12 protein-coding genes are annotated in these 18,622 nt (G+C 38.5%); 2 read left to right on the top strand and 10 right to left on the bottom strand.

Annotation, left to right across the window (positions count from 1 at the left end):
* Positions 1-198: 198 nt before the first annotated feature.
* Positions 199-1,758 carry an aldehyde dehydrogenase family protein gene (locus AC3ISB_RS07070; protein WP_098371191.1) on the bottom strand — a complete coding sequence of 520 codons (1,560 nt, stop codon included), beginning with the start codon at positions 1,756-1,758 and terminating at the stop codon, positions 199-201.
* A gap of 801 nt (positions 1,759-2,559) precedes the next feature.
* Between AC3ISB_RS07070 and AC3ISB_RS07065 the strand changes: the two genes are divergently transcribed.
* Positions 2,560-3,753 (top strand): FtsW/RodA/SpoVE family cell cycle protein, encoded by a 1,194-nt coding sequence (locus AC3ISB_RS07065; RefSeq protein ID WP_430097979.1) that lies wholly within the window; start codon positions 2,560-2,562, stop codon positions 3,751-3,753.
* A gap of 112 nt (positions 3,754-3,865) precedes the next feature.
* On the opposite strand, the gene nhaC is transcribed toward AC3ISB_RS07065, so the two are convergent.
* The 6 genes from nhaC to AC3ISB_RS07035 form a co-directional block, all read right to left on the bottom strand.
* Positions 3,866-5,245 (bottom strand): Na+/H+ antiporter NhaC, encoded by a 1,380-nt coding sequence (nhaC, locus tag AC3ISB_RS07060; RefSeq protein ID WP_480339192.1) that lies wholly within the window; start codon positions 5,243-5,245, stop codon positions 3,866-3,868.
* A 731-nt stretch (positions 5,246-5,976) separates the two neighbouring features.
* A complete protein-coding gene (locus tag AC3ISB_RS07055) occupies positions 5,977-6,924 on the bottom strand; it encodes an AEC family transporter (protein ID WP_098371195.1) in 948 nt (315 codons plus the stop codon).
* A 120-nt stretch (positions 6,925-7,044) separates the two neighbouring features.
* Positions 7,045-8,739, bottom strand: a complete 1,695-nt coding sequence (locus AC3ISB_RS07050; RefSeq protein WP_480339195.1) for an NAD-dependent malic enzyme — start codon at positions 8,737-8,739, stop codon at positions 7,045-7,047.
* Between the two features lie 296 nt (positions 8,740-9,035).
* Positions 9,036-9,743: a response regulator gene (locus AC3ISB_RS07045; protein ID WP_489275910.1), complete on the bottom strand. Its 708-nt coding sequence runs from the start codon at positions 9,741-9,743 to the stop codon at positions 9,036-9,038.
* A complete protein-coding gene (gene dcuS, locus AC3ISB_RS07040; protein WP_141992472.1) occupies positions 9,740-11,341 on the bottom strand; it encodes a DcuS/MalK family sensor histidine kinase in 1,602 nt (533 codons plus the stop codon). The genes AC3ISB_RS07045 and dcuS overlap by 4 nt, the downstream gene beginning before the upstream one ends.
* A 1,186-nt stretch (positions 11,342-12,527) precedes the next feature.
* Complete coding sequence (locus AC3ISB_RS07035; RefSeq protein ID WP_076366909.1) at positions 12,528-14,102, bottom strand: peptide chain release factor 3; 1,575 nt, start codon at positions 14,100-14,102, stop codon at positions 12,528-12,530.
* 852 nt (positions 14,103-14,954) lie between these two features.
* On the opposite strand from AC3ISB_RS07035, the gene AC3ISB_RS07030 reads away from it, so the two are divergent.
* Positions 14,955-15,158, top strand: a complete 204-nt coding sequence (locus tag AC3ISB_RS07030; protein ID WP_061462203.1) for a cold-shock protein — start codon at positions 14,955-14,957, stop codon at positions 15,156-15,158.
* A 99-nt stretch (positions 15,159-15,257) separates the two neighbouring features.
* On the opposite strand, the gene AC3ISB_RS07025 is transcribed toward AC3ISB_RS07030, so the two are convergent.
* From AC3ISB_RS07025 to AC3ISB_RS07015, 3 genes are read right to left on the bottom strand one after another with little or no spacing between them, the layout of a single operon-like run.
* Complete coding sequence (locus tag AC3ISB_RS07025) at positions 15,258-17,225, bottom strand: DUF6449 domain-containing protein (RefSeq protein WP_489275907.1); 1,968 nt, start codon at positions 17,223-17,225, stop codon at positions 15,258-15,260.
* Positions 17,200-18,099, bottom strand: a complete 900-nt coding sequence (locus tag AC3ISB_RS07020) for an ABC transporter ATP-binding protein (RefSeq protein WP_480339198.1) — start codon at positions 18,097-18,099, stop codon at positions 17,200-17,202. Before AC3ISB_RS07020 ends, AC3ISB_RS07025 begins: the two co-directional genes overlap by 26 nt.
* Positions 18,096-18,479 carry a GntR family transcriptional regulator gene (locus AC3ISB_RS07015; protein WP_480339199.1) on the bottom strand — a complete coding sequence of 128 codons (384 nt, stop codon included), beginning with the start codon at positions 18,477-18,479 and terminating at the stop codon, positions 18,096-18,098. Before AC3ISB_RS07015 ends, AC3ISB_RS07020 begins: the two co-directional genes overlap by 4 nt.
* Positions 18,480-18,622: the final 143 nt, after the last annotated feature.

The following is an 18,622-nucleotide window of genomic DNA, read 5'->3' as shown; positions in this document are numbered from 1 at the left end:
CTGCCGTATAGGCAAAGGTCTTGCTGAACATGAAATCATGTCAACAAAGCCGATGAATGTTTAACATCCACGTAATGACGACTTTGTTTTAGGGCGAACCCTAACGCTACTCCCCTTTGAAAAGGAAAATCAGTTATTAAGTATATTAATAGTATACGCGCGAGTTATGAAAATAACAATCTTTTTTATAAATGGATCTCACTTTCGGTTCCCTTTGGATAATTTCATCAATCGCAAATATTCTTTGCCGAAACGAATCCAGTTCGGTTTGGCAGAAAAGTAGTTCTGAAACAGCGATAAAAAACTCGGGTATTTCCCTTCATATGGATACCATTGTATTTCTGTATTGTTTTTACCATTATCGATCATGATCGCTTTTTCATGGCAAAAAATCTTCAATCCATGCTCGCCATGATAGCGGCCAACCCCACTTTGTTTGGCACCGCCAAATGGTAAATGATGATTAGCAACCGTTATCAGCACATCATTGATCGTCACCGCCCCAGTTACTAACCGTGACGCAATCCTGCTTGCTTTTTCCCTATCCATTGTCCAAACGCTGGAATTGAGTCCATATTCACTTTCATTTGCCAGGGCGATCACTTCTTCCTCCGTATCGAAAGGTATAACAGGCAACACGGGTCCGAACGTTTCTTCTTTCATGATTTTCATGGAATGATCGACATTGGACAGAATTGCCGGCGGAATGAAATGGGTCTGTCCCTTTTTCCACTCTTTTGGAGGTGTTCCGGTTTCAAGTACGGCCCCCTTATTCAGTGCATCCTCTAGGTGTCCAGCCACAATATCAACTTGTGCCGGGAAAGTCATTGAACCGATATCATCGTTCGATTGCACTCCCTGCCTCATGGACTTCGTTTTTTCTTTAAGAAGCATTAGAAATTCCTTATAAACAGGTCGTTCCACATATACCCGTTCTACACTCATGCACACCTGCCCACTATTTGTGAAAGCCCCCCATAGAGCCCCGTTCACAGCCCGCTCCAAGTTAGCATCACGCAGAACGATCATCGGATCCTTACCGCCAAGCTCCAGAGTCGTTGGGATCAGGTGTCTTGCTGCGACCTCACCAATCATTTTTCCAGTCCTTACAGATCCAGTAAAAAATATATAATCTGGTTTTTGCTCAGTTAATGCCGCACCCAATTCTTTCCCTCCATGGGCAAACTGTATAGTCCCTTCTGGGAAACCAGCTTCAAGAAACAGATTTTCGATGCACACACCAACTAAAGGAGTTACCTCTGATGGCTTGGCGATGACTGTATTTCCCGCTGCTAGAGCATTAAGAATAGGTACCATGGAAAGCTGCAGCGGATAATTCCATGGTGAAATGACGAGAATCGTTCCACGGGGCATATAATGGATATAAGATTTTTTACCAATTAACATGAGTGGAGTGGTGACCTTCCGTCCGGAAAGAGTCTTCACTGCATGTTTCTCGATATGCTTGATTGCATCAATCGTGGGCATGATGTCAGCAACCAGCGCTTCAATTTTCACTTTTCCCGTATCTTTTGAAACGACTTCAGCTATTTCATCCATTTTTTCAACCATCAATAATCGAAGCCGTTTTAAATAGTGCAGTCGTTCCTTGATGGGAAGATTCGACCATGATTGGAACGCATGTCTTGATTTCTTATATATATGAGGAATCGACTTCAATGGCGTTGGGACGATTTCCGCAATCTTCTCACCTGTTGCCGGAGAAAACACTTCCAACTTGTCATGTATTTCTTCCATAACTACTCCCCTTGCTTTACCTTATTTTTATTGGTACTCCATATCATTTTTATCCTTTAAATAAAGATCGACCTAGGAGGAACATGCAGCAAAACTTCTCGGCTGCAGTGCTGTCAAAACGCCCTTTCTAAGTGACATTTTATAGTAGCGACTCTATTCCACTCCTTAATATGCCAGGACGGATTGATAAGAGTGCCTGACTACTTTTCTTAAACACTTCATGAGAGAAACGTTCATAAACTACTAAAAGTACGAGTTTTTTCCTGAACCCTCTTATATAATGCCAGAGACGCAGCAGCCTGTATAATATAATCGATTGGAACCAAGTTCACAACCGTTACCCTCTCCCCATAAAATCCCTGTCCGATTCCCTGCAACATAATTGGAGCTAAGTATACCTCTTAAGATGAGTTATTCTTTTAGCAAATTCGTTTACAGTATCCGCGACATCACGTCACGTTTTACAATTCATTTGGTGAAACCCATGAACTACGGCCCAGTCATCAATAACCTTGAATAGTAATCTCTATAGCACCGCATAAATGGAATATATAGTAAAAAGTTTTCGGTATTAAAAGGAGTATTCACGTTTACTATCGAAGGTAATGTATAGGAATCCAAATTTGGCTATAAGCAAAAAGGAAATCCGGGAGACTAGTTTATCGGTTTTAGTGTTTAATATTGGGTAATGGAGGATAAATTCATATTATCGAATAAAAATTATTATCTATATAACCGATTTTCCGTTACTATATAAGAAGGCGATTTTTTCGCGCATACATATTTGAGGTGAGCGCACAAGTGAAAAGAATAATTAAAGCATACGACTTCCCTATTTTCATCGCTGTCGTATTACTCTGTTTGTTTGGTTTAGTCATGATTTACAGTTCGAGTATGGTTACTGCTGTTGCTCGATACGGTCAGCCCATGGATTTCTTTTTTGAGAAACAAAAAACGGCCTTTCTCATTTCATTCCTGGCAATGATCGTCACGATGATCCTTCCTTATAAGATGTACAAAAACAAAATGTTCTTGATGTCTATGATGTTTGGAATGGCCGGTATCCTTTTGATGCTATTTATCTTCGGCCATACAGCTGGAAATGCCACAAGCTGGTTCAAGTTAGGGACAGCATCGATCCAACCTGCAGAATTTTCCAAATTGGCGATGATCATTTATCTGGCCGCCATTTACGGAAAAAGGCAAGATCGAATCAATAGTATTGATAAAGCCGTCATCCCCCCGATTTTCTTTCTGGTATTCATCTGTTTTTTAATCGGGATTCAACCTGACTATGGAACGGCAGCAGTCATTTTCCTGATTTCAAGTACCATGATCATTTCATCCGGGATGTCTTTTAAGAGCATATTCAAACTTTCTTTGATTACTGCGATATTCGTTGCGATATTCGCAATAGGAGTACTCGTGACAGGTAATTTCTCATCCGTCCTCTCAGAAAATAAGGTGTCTCGTTTTACAGGGTTTGCAGACCCTTTCGGAAAGGCAGGAGAAAGCGGGTATCAACTCGTCAATTCATTATTCGCGATAGGATCCGGTGGCCTTACAGGAGTGGGACTCGGTGACAGTGTACAAAAATACGGCTACCTGCCTGAATCACATACTGATTTCATCATGGCCGTCATTGCAGAAGAGCTCGGGATATTCGGAGTCGGGTTCGTTCTTTTGACACTAGGTTTTATCGTCCTAAGGGGGTTTGTGCTTTCAGCAAAATGCAAGGATCCTTTTGGAAGTCTTTTATTGATCGGCATCTCATCCATGATCGGCATTCAAGTTGGCATCAACGTTGGCGGAGTGACTGGTCTTATCCCAATTACAGGGATCACTCTTCCATTCATCAGTTATGGAGGATCTTCCTTACTGCTGCTCATGCTTTCAATGGGCATATACCAAAATGTCGTAATGCGAATGAATTTACTTGAACAGAAAGAACAGGTCGTGTCCATCCCAAAAGATGAGATTGCGTCTTCAAAATAATCGATCAAATACACCCCTGACATTTATTTTCATGTCAGGGGGTTTCCTTCTCTGTAAGGTTATTGAACTTCACATAAAAAAACAGGCAGTCGAAACCGACCGCCTGTTTTTTTCATTTATAATGGATACCAATTTTCGTAAAGCCAGAAATCAGACTGAGCAAAGGACAAAGTAGGCAGAAGAATGCAAATGGGGCATATTCAAGGGTTGAAACACCCAATACCTGTGTCAGGAATACACCGCAAACACCCCAAGGAACCAGAGGATTCACAACTGTTCCCGCATCTTCAAGTACCCTCGCAAGCGTTTTGGGCTGCAAGCCTAAATCTTCATATTTCTGTTGAAATGCCTTCCCTGGCAGTATTACTGACAAATACTGTTCACCCACTAGGAAATTCACGCTGATTCCTGCAAATACAGTAGCCGAAATCACTTTCGCTACACTCGTCAATGAATCCTGGACCGCATTTAAAATGGAAGGGATGACTCCCAATTCAAACAAGAGTCCGCCCATCGCCAATGCCAACAACACCATCGAAACGGAGAACATCATACTTTCAATGCCGCCCCGCGATAAGATTGAGTCAAGTTGATCCATTCCACTCTTGAGTACGAATCCGCCGTATAAAATATCTGCTAGTTTTGCAACCGTCAAATTAGGCGTTTGAATGAAAGCGATGATGGCTGCCGAAATGATTCCTGCCGACAATGTCGGAATGGCTGACACCTTTTTCAAAGCCATGATTAGAACGATGACAAACGGAATCAAACTCCATATGCTTATATTCGTTTCCAATTCCAGGGCTTTGGTCATGGCTTCGATTTCCTCAACACGAGCAACTTTGACATTCGGTGAAAGGAAGTAAAAGATGATTAGCGATATTAAAAAACCTGGAATCGTAGTCCAAAGCATATTATTAATATGTTCAAACAATGGTGCTCCAACCGTTCCCGATGCAAGGTTGGTAGAGTCGGATAATGGAGACATTTTATCCCCAAGAAATGCACCGGAAATGATTGCACCGGCTGTAATCGCCAACGATAAATCCATCGCAGCCGCCATACCTATTAAAGCAACGCCGATTGTGGCTGATGTTGTAAGTGAACTCCCGATACAGAGCCCAATTAGCGAACACACCAGAAATGTGATCGCATAGAAATATTCCCCAGAAATCCAGTCAAACCCATAGTACATGATGGTAGGGATCGTCCCGCTTGCCATCCAGATGGAAATCAGCATTCCAATGAAAAAGAATATATAAATGGCTCCCATACCAGTACCTGCACCTTTGACGATAGCCGCCTCCATAATCGAAAATGGCAGCTTCTTGATCTTCCCATAAACAAATAAGAAAAGGATTGCCGCAATTATTGGAATATGGGGGGCAAGTCCATAATGTATGATACCAGTTGCAATGATTAAGAATAGAATGGCCAAAACCCCAATTGCTTCAAGTAAGGAGAGTTTTAGCTTTGCATCTTCAAGACGCATGATGTATTTCCCCGCTTTCAATGTTGTATATTCTCTGAGGTAAGGCTTGGACCTTTTCACTCCTCACAATTACTGAAACGCTTTTAAGCACTAAAGTACTAGCTAAATATATAGGAGTTTCAGGAGATTGTCAAAGGAATATTTTAGTATAATACGATTCTTCATTCCTTTTTATCACAAAACAAAAACCCATACTTCGCTTCGTATAGGTTCAGCCTAATATACCCTAAGATATAAGTCCTCTTTCTTGCTTAGCCCCCAAATAAGGCCCTATCTTAATCCAAAACGATGTCCCTACAATTCTTTTCAGATATGTCTAGTCCCACCTAAATGAACTGCAAACCGTTCCTGATCATCAGATAATTTGGTTTTTAACTTACCAATTAATAAAAATTATTATTGTGTACAAACTACGTTTTGTAAGTAAAAAAATGATTCCTGTACACCGAAGATTTAGATTTTAGATTTCATCAACTGCTGCATTCGTATGTGTAATTATAATAATCCTTTTATTATAACCCTTTTTTGATTAATAGCGATTTTTGCAATTGATACTATTTGCGACGCATTTCCCTGGACTTACACCTTTAATCAAACGCCATCCCCTTAAATAAAAATAGCCAACATCTCCTCTTTTCAAAAAAAGGTTAATGTTATACAATAAGTTTGTTAAGTATTTCACAAACTTCCGTTGAAAAGTATCCATCCAAGAAGGATGGATACTTAGAAGGCTACATTAACAAGGATATATAGATAGGTAATGTAATTAAAGATAGAATGGTACTAATTACAAATGAAGATGCTGTTTCAGTTGATAACGAATCAAATCTAGTTGAAATCATTGCCGCTACAGCAGATCCCGGAAATGATACTAGCAAAATAGCTTTAATTGTATCTGCATGATCAAGGCCAATTAGATGGGCAACCAGAATCATATATAATGGAATAGCCACAACTTTTAAAATGGAAATACCAAAAGCAATTGGTCGTAAGCTAATCTTACGGATACCCACGGTTACACCAACAGCAAATAATGCAACCCCAGATGTCACTGACCCAATTTGATCGAGCGCATTTTTTATGATATCCGGTGCCTGGAACCCTAATAGTGTTAATACAACAGCAAGTAAGGGAATACATGCAAGCGGTTCGCTAAGACCATGCAAAACGATACCCAAAATGTTTGTTTTTTCATCTTTAGATTTACCCAATCTGGATTGTCCGACCGTACCAACTATTGTTGCTAATGGATCCAGAAGGGCATTCACCACAATACCGGTAATCGCAATAGGTATAGCTATCTCTTGCGCCCCAAACAAACTGCCTAATACAGATATCCCCATAAAAGCAAAAGCTGGCTGAGTTGCGTTTAATGAAAACATAGATGCTGCAGTTAAATCGTATTTAAACACCAAACGAGCTACTATTAAAAGGATAATGTAAAAGCCAATAACACCTATGGTCATAGTTAAGAAAAATGACCATTGATTAATTAAGGTTTGTTTTGAGGTTGTTGTGATCCCAATGAATAAGTGTGCAGGTAATGCAAATTTTGTAACTAACGTATTAAGCCCTTTGGATGATTCTGAATTAAAAACTTTAAAATAGCCACCCAAATAACCAATAATAATTGTAAAAAAGATTGGTATCAATGTTAAAAATATATTCCCAATATTCACTCGAGATGCACTTCTCTTTCCAAAAAATTGTCCTATTTAAAAGATTCTACTATGACTGACTTATACGGAGATTCCCCTAAAACGGATCCCTTTCTTTTGAGACAACAAAATAATCTGGATTTATTTCCCATGAATAGTTTTGTACTCCGGCTTCCACATGGATTCTGTAATTGCTTTTTCAATATCTGTTATATCCGCTTTCGCAACTCCTTCTTCAATGGCTGTCTTGGCCACTTCGATGGCTACAGATTTAGAAACCTCTTGCAATTGTTTGATTGAAGGGAGTAAAGAAGCACCATGCTTATTGCTATCCGATAATCTTGAAACAGCAGATGATGCTGCTGCAAGCATGCCCTTAGAGATTATTGTTGCTTCTGCGACAATTGCACCAAGTCCAAGTCCTGGAAAAATATATGCATTATTAGATTGTCCGATTGTATAAGTCACACCATTATAGTCAACATCATCAAACGGGCTTCCTGTCGCTATTAAGGCTTTACCTTGAGTCCACTTTATAAGGTCTTCAGGAACAGCTTCCGCTAAGGCAGTCGGATTTGACATCGGCATAATAATAGGATGTTCCACGTGCTTTGCCATTTCTTTTACAACTTCTTCTGAGAAAGCTCCTGTTTGACCAGAGGTGCCGATTAAGATGGTTGGTTTAACCTTTTTTATTACCTCTAATAATGGGATAATTCCGACTTCATTCCGAGCCCATTCCTCGATTTCTTCAGCTTTCCGGCAATACGACTTTTGGAATTTCAAAACATCCGGAATGTCATCTATCAACAATCCACGATAATCGACGGCCCAAAAGTTACCATATGCCTCTTCTCTGGAAATGCCATCAAGGATCATGGCTTCAACCATCTGATCAGCATTACCGATTCCTGCTGCACCTGGACCAAAAACAACAACTCTTTGTTCCTTTAAAGGAACACCAGTTACTTGTAATGCAGACTTTACGGCGGCTAGTGTTACTGCACCTGTACCTTGTATATCATCATTAAAAGTGAGGATCTTTTCGCCATAATTATCGATTATATTTCGTGCATTTATATTTCCAAAGTCTTCCCAGTGAAGTAATACCCTTGGGAAGAAGGCTTGAGAATTTTTAACAAATAAATCAATGAATTCGGTGTATTCATCACCGCGAACACGCCCAAACCTGTTACCAATATACAGTGGATCACTAATCAGGCTTTCATTGTCAGTCCCAACATCCAGGACAATAGGCAGCACCCTGCTTGGATCAATTCCCGCAGCTGCAGTGTAGACTGCCAATTTGCCAATGGCTATGTTAATTCCGCCAACTCCCTGATCTCCGATTCCAAGAATACTTTCAGAATCTGTAACAACTATTAAATCGATATCATCAGATGAAAGGTCCAGGTTTTTAAATGCATCTTCCATTCCCTCCATATTATCAATAGATAGGTATAGACCTCCTGGACGGTGATATTCTTGGGAGTACTGTTGAATGGCCTCTCCTACAGTAGGTGTGTAAATGATCGGAAGTATTTCACTTAGATGGTCTTTAAGTAGGCGGTAAAACAGTACCACATTCCTATTAAATAAATCATATAACATTCCATTCTTCCGAATATTGGTAGGTTGAGTGGAGAATTGTTCATAAGCTCTTTTTACTTGTTCCTCAAGAGTAAGCACCTGGGATGGCAGCAAGCCTACCAATCCTAGTTCATTTCTTTCTTCCTTAGTGAAAGCAACCCCTTTATTAATAAAAGGGTTTGACAGAATACCTTTTCCTCTTAAAGTTGTTTCCAAGCCCTTTTTTGTCTTTTCATATGCTGTCATAGACGTACCCTCTTCCTAAAAATGTATATTTAAAAATGATCATTACCAGGCAATAGAGTATATTCTTCCCCGGGGAAGTGTAATTACTAAAAGAAAACTGTAAAAAGGAAAATAAATATACAGCACATAAAAACTTAAATATTTCCTCATTACTGCTTATTTGTTCAATCTTGTGAAAAATTTATAAATAACTCAATCGCCAGTCTATATCTTAGTAGTCATTTACGGGGGACACTAGCTTATTTAACTAATTTTAGTATTATGTAATTAAAAAAAGTAAGCAGCCATTTGGCTACTTACAGATAACGTTGAATAATATGGCTCTTGTCATCATTAAATTTGTGTTGGGAGACTGGTCGGCCTACCGTTCCATAGATTACCTTAACATCAAGGACTCCGATATCCTTCATGAATTTTAAATATTTCCTTACTGATACCCTGGATATACCCGCCACATTTACGACTTCCTCTGTTGAAAAGGGAGCATTTTTAAATACCAGTATCACATTCCATATACTCTTTAAGGTATCTTGAGCCAATCCTTTCGGTAATTCCTCTGGTAAATGAATTTCTTCTTGATGCAATATTCGATAATCTAATTCTTCTTGATTTAGCATATTTTTATCTTGAATAAAATCTGATTTGTTCCGATATGCTGATAAGGCCGCGTTAAAACGTTCAAATTCAAACGGCTTAATTAAATAATCAACAGCGCCTAGTCTTAATGCTTTCTGAATCCTCTCAATGTCCGACGCAGCAGAAATGACAATAACATCTATCTCTTTTTCACTTTCTCGAATTTGTGAGAGTAAATCGAGTCCATTTTTCCCAGGCATGAAAATGTCTAATAGAACTAACCCTATTCTTTGATTTTCCAATACATTCAGAGCTTGATCCACTGAGGAACAGACAGCAGCTAATTCGTAGCCATCGACTTGATTCAAATAGCGCTTATTGAACTCTGCAACCATCGGGTCATCTTCTACGATCATTACCTTAATCATCCTACATCATCCTTGCTTTTGTATGGTATATAAACCACAAACGTTGTTTCTTGACCTTCTTTTGAACTAATATCGAGATCTCCACCTAGCTTATCCAGGCTTGCCTTAACCAAATATAAACCAATCCCCCTGTCCTCTCCTTTTGTTGTAAATCCTTTTAGAAGGATATGATTAAGATTGGCATCAGATATTCCCTGTCCAGTATCATGAACTTCAATAGTTAAAATATCATCTGCATAATCAAACTTTAATTCAATTCGTTTAACGGGCCTTTTTTCCACTGCTTCTATAGCATTGTCAATCAAATTTCCTATTATCGTAATTAGCTCATGAGTAATAGATGCATTTTCTGGTTCTGGCAATTGAAAGTCAGAGGATAATGCCAGCTTAGCACCTGCTTCCCTGGCATAACTTAGTTTTCCAATTAAAAAACCGGCTAGTACTGGATCTTTAACGGTTTTGGTAATAAAGCCAATCTCGTTTTCTCTGTGGTCAACAAGATCACTAATATATGCTGCAAGCTGATCATAGTAATGCATATGCACCATACCAAGTATTACATGAAGTTTGTTCATGAATTCGTGCGACTGGGCCCTTAACGATTCAGCATATAAACGGACTCCAGTCAGCTGTTCCGCCAGCAGATGTATTTCAGTTTTATCACGAAATGTAGCCACGGCACCTACGATTTCATCCTTCACAAATACTGGTACCTTATTCACTAGTAAGACACTATCTTTTAAATCCTGCTCTTTATCTAATTCGACCTTGCCGGTCTCCAGGATTCTATCCAGGTTTGAGTCAGGCATGTAACTAGTTACCTTTTTACCCGTTGGATTTTCATTAATGCCCGCTTTTTTAAATATCTTTAAAGCTGCTTTGTTTACGAGAGTAATGGTTGAACTCTGATCTACCGCTATAATTCCCTCCCGAACTGATTGTAAAATGGCGTTTCGCTCTTTTAAAACCTTCGCAATAGCAAAAGGTTCCAGCCCAAATAATATTTTCTTAATATACCTTGCCAAAAGTATTGCGCCGGCAATTCCGGTTAATATTCCAAAAACGGTTCCTACATAAATATTAAAACGGCTTTTTAAAACAGCATCATTAACTTTTTGAAGAGAAATACCGACCACCACGGCTCCAATTTGATTATCCTCTGAATCATAAACAGGGGTGAAAGAACGCAAAGACCTGCCTAAAGTTCCTTTGGAAATAGATATGTGCTCTCTACCTCGTAATACATCTTTCTCATCCCCTCCAACAAATTTTTTTCCTATTTTACTTGGATCGGGGTGAGTTTTCCGGATTCCATTATTATCGATTATTACTACAAATTCTACATCTGTCGATTTTTTTATCCTATTGGTAAATTGCTGAACTTCCTGATTTTTCCCACTTCCACTTAACGCCTCAATTACAAGCGGCGTTTGTGCTGCCATGCGTGCTACGTTTACTGCTTTTTCAGTCTGGCTCTTCTCTATTGTATCCGCAACAGTTTGGCTAATAAGAATATCTGTAATAAATAATGATAGGGCTACTACCCCACACACCAGTATCATAATAGTAAACTGTAGACTCCATTTCCCTTTTTTCACTGCTACACACCTCTTTGGTCTAAAAACTCTATTAACTTTAAGGAAGATACTTTTTTTGTTAAGTATGTTCATTTTGCTTACATCACACAATTATTCGGTACTTTATCAAGTTCCAAAAAGGTAGCCAATTGATTTAATTCAATTGTGATAAGATATTACCTAACCATTTGTCAATCGTATCCTTAAAAATACTGATTCATCTGCAATATTTTCCAATGATAAAACCGACTATACCTTCGTAGGCTTGGGTATAAATGCATACCTCGGTAGTTGAATATAAGTTATTTTTGATATTCTCCTCCTGCACCAGGGTTAAAGCCACAAATTTTCAATTATTATTATGCAGTTCATTAAGAAGTTTCGCGGAATATCCCAGCAATTCTTACCATGCTAAAAGTTGCTACGATTTTCTTATTTAACCTTTCCAATTAGTTACTATTTAATTTTCAAAAATACAGCTGTCTAACATCTTCTATCTCCCTGTTTCCGTTTATCTAAAGTCGACATGTTTAAAACAGGGGTAATGATTAAAATACCCGCATTTTCAACAGATTTCAAATCAACAATGTATTAAGACAGTACTCAAGGTTTAGACTTACTCATCAATTGTGTAAAATGGCCTAAACATAGAAAAGATCATTTAATTACTAGAGATATGTTAATGATCATGAAAAAAGATTAGTAATTGTAGTCATCAGTGAAGATGTATACCGGGCATTTGAAACCTATAAATCGAAAATACATGCAAATCCTACTTATGTATTTATAACATCAGTCTTTACTGTTTATATTACTTTTATCTGGAATCTGTTTTTGGGGATTACACAAAAAAAGCTTGCAGATTTAGACCCTAAAAGGACCTTATTCTCCAAGCTGAACAATCTCCACCATCCGAAGTTTTCCAGTTAAACTATTGATTTAAATGATATACATCTCAAATGTCAGGGGTTTCTGATCCAATGTACCAAGCTAATACTCCGCCTAAGTGATTTTGTTTTAACAGTTAAGTCGAAGCCTGATTGATTATGAAGTTCCTCCATAAATTTGCTCTATAGATAATTTCACATAATATAAGGTAAATATAGCCGCGGAAACATGTTTAAGGTACTATCAAAAAAACCTTTCGATATTTAAACAATGCTCCAGATAATGAAAAAAGCCCGTGTATATTACACGGGCTTTTCCATTATTTCAAATCCATTGGATTATATAATTCCACGTCAGGATTTTTATCTTGGAACCAACGAAGTGCAAACTCATTTTCAAATAAGAATGCATATTTATCAAACCGGTCTTTAACAAGGATGCTTCTTGAGCTATGAAGGTTTTCATCCAGCTTCTCATCTTCAGCCCAACGTGTAATCTTACTGCCCATGCGCTCCATCACGACTTCAACATTGTACTCGTTCCTCATTCGATGCTCGAATACTTCGAATTGAAGTTGCCCAACCGCACCAAGCAGATATTCTTCCATCCGAACCGTTTTGAAGAGCTGAATTGCCCCTTCTTGTACAAGTTGGTTAATTCCTTTATGGAAATGCTTCTGTTTCATGACGTTTTTAGCTGTTACCCTCATGAATAGTTCCGGTGTAAACTGAGGCAGCCTTTCAAACTGGAACATGTCTTTGCTAGTTGTGATCGTATCTCCAATCTGGTAGTTACCGGTATCATATAAACCGATGATATCTCCGCTTACCGCTTCATTTACGGTGTTCCGATCATCAGCCATGAATTGGGTAGAAGAAGACAGGTTAATCGGTTTCCCTGTCCTGCTCAAGTTTACGCTCATTCCACGCTCGAATTTACCGGAGCAGATACGAAGGAAAGCAATTCGGTCACGGTGTTTTGGGTTCATATTCGCTTGGATCTTGAAAATAAAGCCAGAAAAATCATTACTAACAGGGTCCATTTCACCAGACGTTGTCATCCGTGCTTGTGGAGCTGGTGCAAATTTCAAATAAGCATCCAAAAACGTCTGAACACCGAATGTCGTTAAAGCACTTCCGAAAAATACGGGACTTAGTTTTCCATTCGCAATGTTTTCTTCAGAGAATTGGTTACCCGCTTCCGTTAACAGCATGATTTCTTCCAAAGTTTGCTCATATAACTGGGAATCCTTAAGTTTATGATCCACTTCGAGTTCACCTTCGTCATTCAACGGAAGGAAACGCTCTTCCCCTTCAGTTTTGAACTGTTCAATCCGATTATTGAACCTGTCGTAAATGCCCACGAAGTCTTTTCCCATCCCAATCGGCCAGTTCATTGGATATGTTTCTATACCTAATACCTCTTCGAGTTCGGCAAGCAATTCAAGCGGCGTTTTACCTTGTCGGTCCATTTTATTGATAAAAGTGAAAATCGGGATGCCCCTCATCCGGCATACTTTGAATAATTTAACTGTCTGATCCTCGATACCCTTTGCCGAATCGATAATCATCACGGCGCTATCAACAGCCATCAGTGTACGATAGGTGTCTTCACTAAAATCTTGGTGGCCTGGTGTATCGAGAATATTGACACGGAAATCATCATAATCGAATTGCATGACTGAAGATGTAACGGAAATTCCCCGTTGCTTTTCAATCTCCATCCAGTCACTTGTTGCATACTTCCCTGTTTTTCTAGCTTTAACTGTTCCGGCATCACGGATCGCGCCGCCAAACAGCAATAATTTTTCTGTCAAAGTCGTTTTCCCGGCATCCGGGTGAGAGATGATTGCGAAGGTCCGTCGAGATTGAACCTCGTCTTTTAATGTAGTCATAAAATGTTCCTTTCATTATTGGAGTCATCAAAAAAAATTTATAGGAGATTTACTATATTTTTTACATTGGAATAGCAACCTTTCTTTGTATGAAAAAATCCTGATCCTACACAATATATGTAAGAAAAAATATATCATAAGGCATGAGCCTTGGCTACTCTGCATTCATGTCAATCAACCTTTCTATTTTAACACGATATGAAGGAAAGATGTAGAGGTGAATGAAACACCATAAGAGGATTTGTCCAGATGGCAAAACAAAAGACGCTTAATCAGCGCCCCTTATCTTTATCCATATGGTTATCGTTCATTTATTCATGGTTTAGCTCATTTACCTTGCAGTTTTAATCGCTTTTTGATTCCGCTTGTTCTTCCAACGTTTTTTTACTTCCTTGAATATGATGGGAGCAGCAAAAATGAGGGCCCTTTTTAATAACTTTTTCATTTTTCATCCGTCCTTTCTTTCTTATCCTATACCCGATTATTTTAATTTCAACCATAAAGGCTTTTCCTTTTGGACATGGCATCCCCGTCAAATTTCAAACCAGGAAAATTCTGCACGACAATACCGTTATACTTCCCTTTATAAAACCCTAATATTATTTTCCCTAAATGGGAATGTATAAATTGCTTCCATTTGTTTTATCCTTTATAAAGGTGGGTATATACTAAAAAACTGGAAATTGCTCCAGAGGTTAGTGGGTTAATAATGTAGGCTTTCACATATTATCAAGCATCTTCGTATGATACTATAACTTGAATGTGGATGCTTGATAATGTGTGAATTGATTTTTCCATCCAGGTAAAATCATCACCATTAATATTTTTTAACTTTTTAGGAGGATTCATCGAATGACAGTAACAGGTAAAGTGAAATGGTTCAATAGTGACAAAGGATTTGGATTCATCGAAGTACCAAACGAAGATGATGTATTCGTACATTTTTCCGCCATTCAAGGAGAAGGTTTCAAGAGCCTTGATGAAGGTCAAGAGGTTGAATTTGAGATCGAAGAAGGAAACCGCGGACCTCAAGCCAAAAACGTCGTAAAACTCTAAAGCATAGATACACAAACATAATTGATAGGCAATGTAAAAGGATGCCGCCATATTGGGTGGCATCCTTTCCTATATATGTGTACAAGCGAATTATTCACGTTATCTTTCATTAAAATGATCCACAATGAAGCCAGGAACATGTTCGCCAGAAAAACTCTTTATGTCCACATCTCTGCTTTCTTTATAATAAAAGGCAGCTGAATACTCTCCGCCCCAATCGATTTGGGCATTATCAATGGCCGTCTCGATTTCCAAAGCCGTCTTAATTTTCAAGCGATTTGGCTGTTGTTCAATCTGCTGTGCAAGTTCACTTTCAGAACTCGAATGATAAATTTCCGAATCGGTCTTCGCAACCAGGATATAAGAGATATCATCAGCCATTAACCGAGCTTTTTCCGATTGTCCGGTACTTTCCATCCATTTTGAAAACTGAGTATATGAAGAGTCCCAATTCATATAAATGGTTTTGTTATTATTCAAAAGAATTTCGATGGTGGCATAATCACCAAAAGAAGATGTCATTTGGGCGAACGATTGATTATTCAGATCCTCAGACAATGCCTGTACGGCAGTTTCCAGCTGTTGGCCGTCCGTAATCGTTATTGATTTGTCCACTTGTCCGCTCGCCGTTATCTTGATTTTAGATATGTCTTCAGTAGAAACATTCAATAACTCATTAACCATTTTTTTATATTCATTCGACTCATATATTTTCGCCAATAGCGGCATGTAAGAGTCGTAATTTTGCAAATGGTACTCTCTTGCTAACCGTTCGCCATTCTTGAGTTCATACATCAGAAATACGGATTGTCCATCATTCAATTCACCAATGGAAACCTTTTTACCCTTATCGATAATTTCCTGATGCAATAACCTGATCGCTTCTATATTTTCCTTCTCATTAAGATAATTGGAAGCTTTATTCGACGTGTCATCATCTTCAAAAAATAAAGGAGAATCGCCAATATAAATTTGGCTAATCATCTTTTCATCAGGAACCTTGGCCTTATACTGAATGGGATCTATTTTTATTAAGAGTGTCAGCACAATGATAACCACTATAAATGTTACATAACCTTTCAGTTTGACCCGTATTCGCCAAGTCTTTTGCAGGACGATTTCCCCTAAATAATATCCAAGCAAAGAACCGACGGCATATCCGAAGAAAATCCACCCAGGTTTTCCTGTCGTTTCGCTAAAATAAAGACCTGTGAACAGCATCATGCATAATGTCAGGACGAATTTAAATAATGGCTTAATCTTCGGGTAAACAAATGCCTGCGACACATGCTCCAGCTTTCTCCTCTCATAGAGAAAAAGAGAGCTGATCAGAAATAGAAAGGTTACTATACTATAAATTAATGTATTAATAGAGAAAAAAGTGATTTTTTCCATCTCCGTTGCTGCTAATAAGGGGGAGATGCCATTCATATTGGCACTAAGATAATAATCTGTTGAAAATCCTTCTATCAAAAACTTCACATTGGCTGCAAACAAAACAAACAGCCCCACCGGCAAAGCAAGAAAAATATAGGTCAGCAATCCTTGAAATGCTGATAATCCCGTCACCATTCCAACAAGAACGGCAACAGAAAAGATCAAAGCTTCCAAAATAAATGTAGTCCCCATCCAAGACCATATATCCGTCATGGTATATAGCCTTTCTACATCAATTGCCGAGTGAAATAATATCAATATTGAGCCTGTAAGTAAAATCGGCAAACCCATGAAGCCAATTCCCGTCCCAATCATATGAACGTAGATGCTGCGTCTAGTAATCGGTAAACTATGAATAAAGTCTGAAGCTTGTTTCATTTGTAAGAACCGAAAAAGGAAGATGGCAAGTAATACTGGAATAACGATGACCAAGACAAACTGTATCATCTGCTGACAGGAAAAAAGGTTTTCGAATTCCACATATTCATTGTTCTCATTCAAGATAATCGCTAACATTTCCAGAGGCAGGGCAAATATGAGGCCTACGAGATACAGGAAGCCAATCCAGCCAGTGCTTCTGAAAATATAGATAATCAGTTCTCTATTAAACCAGGTTATTCTGGATGACATAACCGATATCCCCCATTTCATAAATGAATATCTCCTCTAGAGTAAGTGGGAGAATATCTAATATTTCTGGCTGATACTGATTAAAGTGCGATTTAATCATGGATTCTTTACCTTTAACGATGCAAACGATCACGCTGCCGCGTCTTTCCTTATTAAGAATTTGAATTCCGTGGTATAAACCGTGGGGAATTTTATGTTTAAAGGCAATTTGCACTTTGTGTACATCCGCTTTTAAGTCATTCAAATCCTTTTCGATAACAAGTTCACCCTTGTGCAAAATCCCTACATGATCGGCTAAATCTTCAATTTCCCTGAGATTATGGGACGATAGTAAAATCGTCATACCCCTTTCCGATACATCCTGAATCAACAACTGTCTCACATTTTTACGCATGACCGGATCTAATCCATCAAAAGGTTCATCCAGGATGAGAACTTCCGGCATCGTCGAGAGTGCGAGCCAAAAAGCAACCTGTCTCTGCATCCCCTTCGATAGTTTATGTATTTTAGTTTGGATGGGGATCTGGAATACTTCCTGTAATTGATAGAAACGTTCTTGATTCCACTCACTATAAATATGACTATAAAAACCTGCCATTTGCATGATCGTATAGTTAGCCAGGAAATAAGGTATATCAGGAAGGAAGAAACAACGATTTTTCACTACACGGTTTTCAAACACATATGATCGATCAATAAGAACTTCACCTGCGTCCTGTATCAGATTGCCTGAAAGCATTTTTAATAAAGTCGTTTTCCCTGCCCCATTTGAACCTAATAACCCGAATATGGAGCCTTTTTGTATGAACAAGGTGACGTTTTTGATCGCTTCTTTTCCTTCATATAATTTACTCACCTGTTTTATTTCAATCATGATTCTCCCCCCTTTGCCAATGGACTGATTTCCTTTATTATTCTATAAATTTCATGTTTATCGATTCCGATATACAGAGCTTCAGCGAGTACCTTTGAGAGTTCGTTTCTGATCTTTTCTTCTTTTAATGAGTTTTTTAAAGATTTAGGAGGTGCCACGAAATTCCCTTTGCCTGGCAATGTATATATAAACCCGTCAGATTCAAGCTGCTTGTACGCTTTCTGGATCGTATTCGGATTGATGGTCAATTCCTGAGCCAATATTCGTATGGATGGGAGCTGATTATGTTCCTGTAAAACTTCATTGATCATTAGTTCCTTAAACTTATCCATTAATTGCTCATATATCGGCTTTCCACTTTGGACATCCAACTCAAACATCATCAACCCCTCCTAGCAAATGGGTGTATTACATCTCCTAATACAGTACATTATAAAACAATATCTTCCAATTTAAAACCAATTTCAAACAATACTACCCATACATTTGCTTTCATTTTGTTTAACAAGACTTACAGTAGGGA

The sequence above is a fragment of the Peribacillus sp. GL_122 genome (assembly GCF_057835005.1).
The sequence above is the reverse complement of the archived record's forward strand: the minus strand, read 5'-3'. Positions and strand labels throughout refer to the sequence as shown.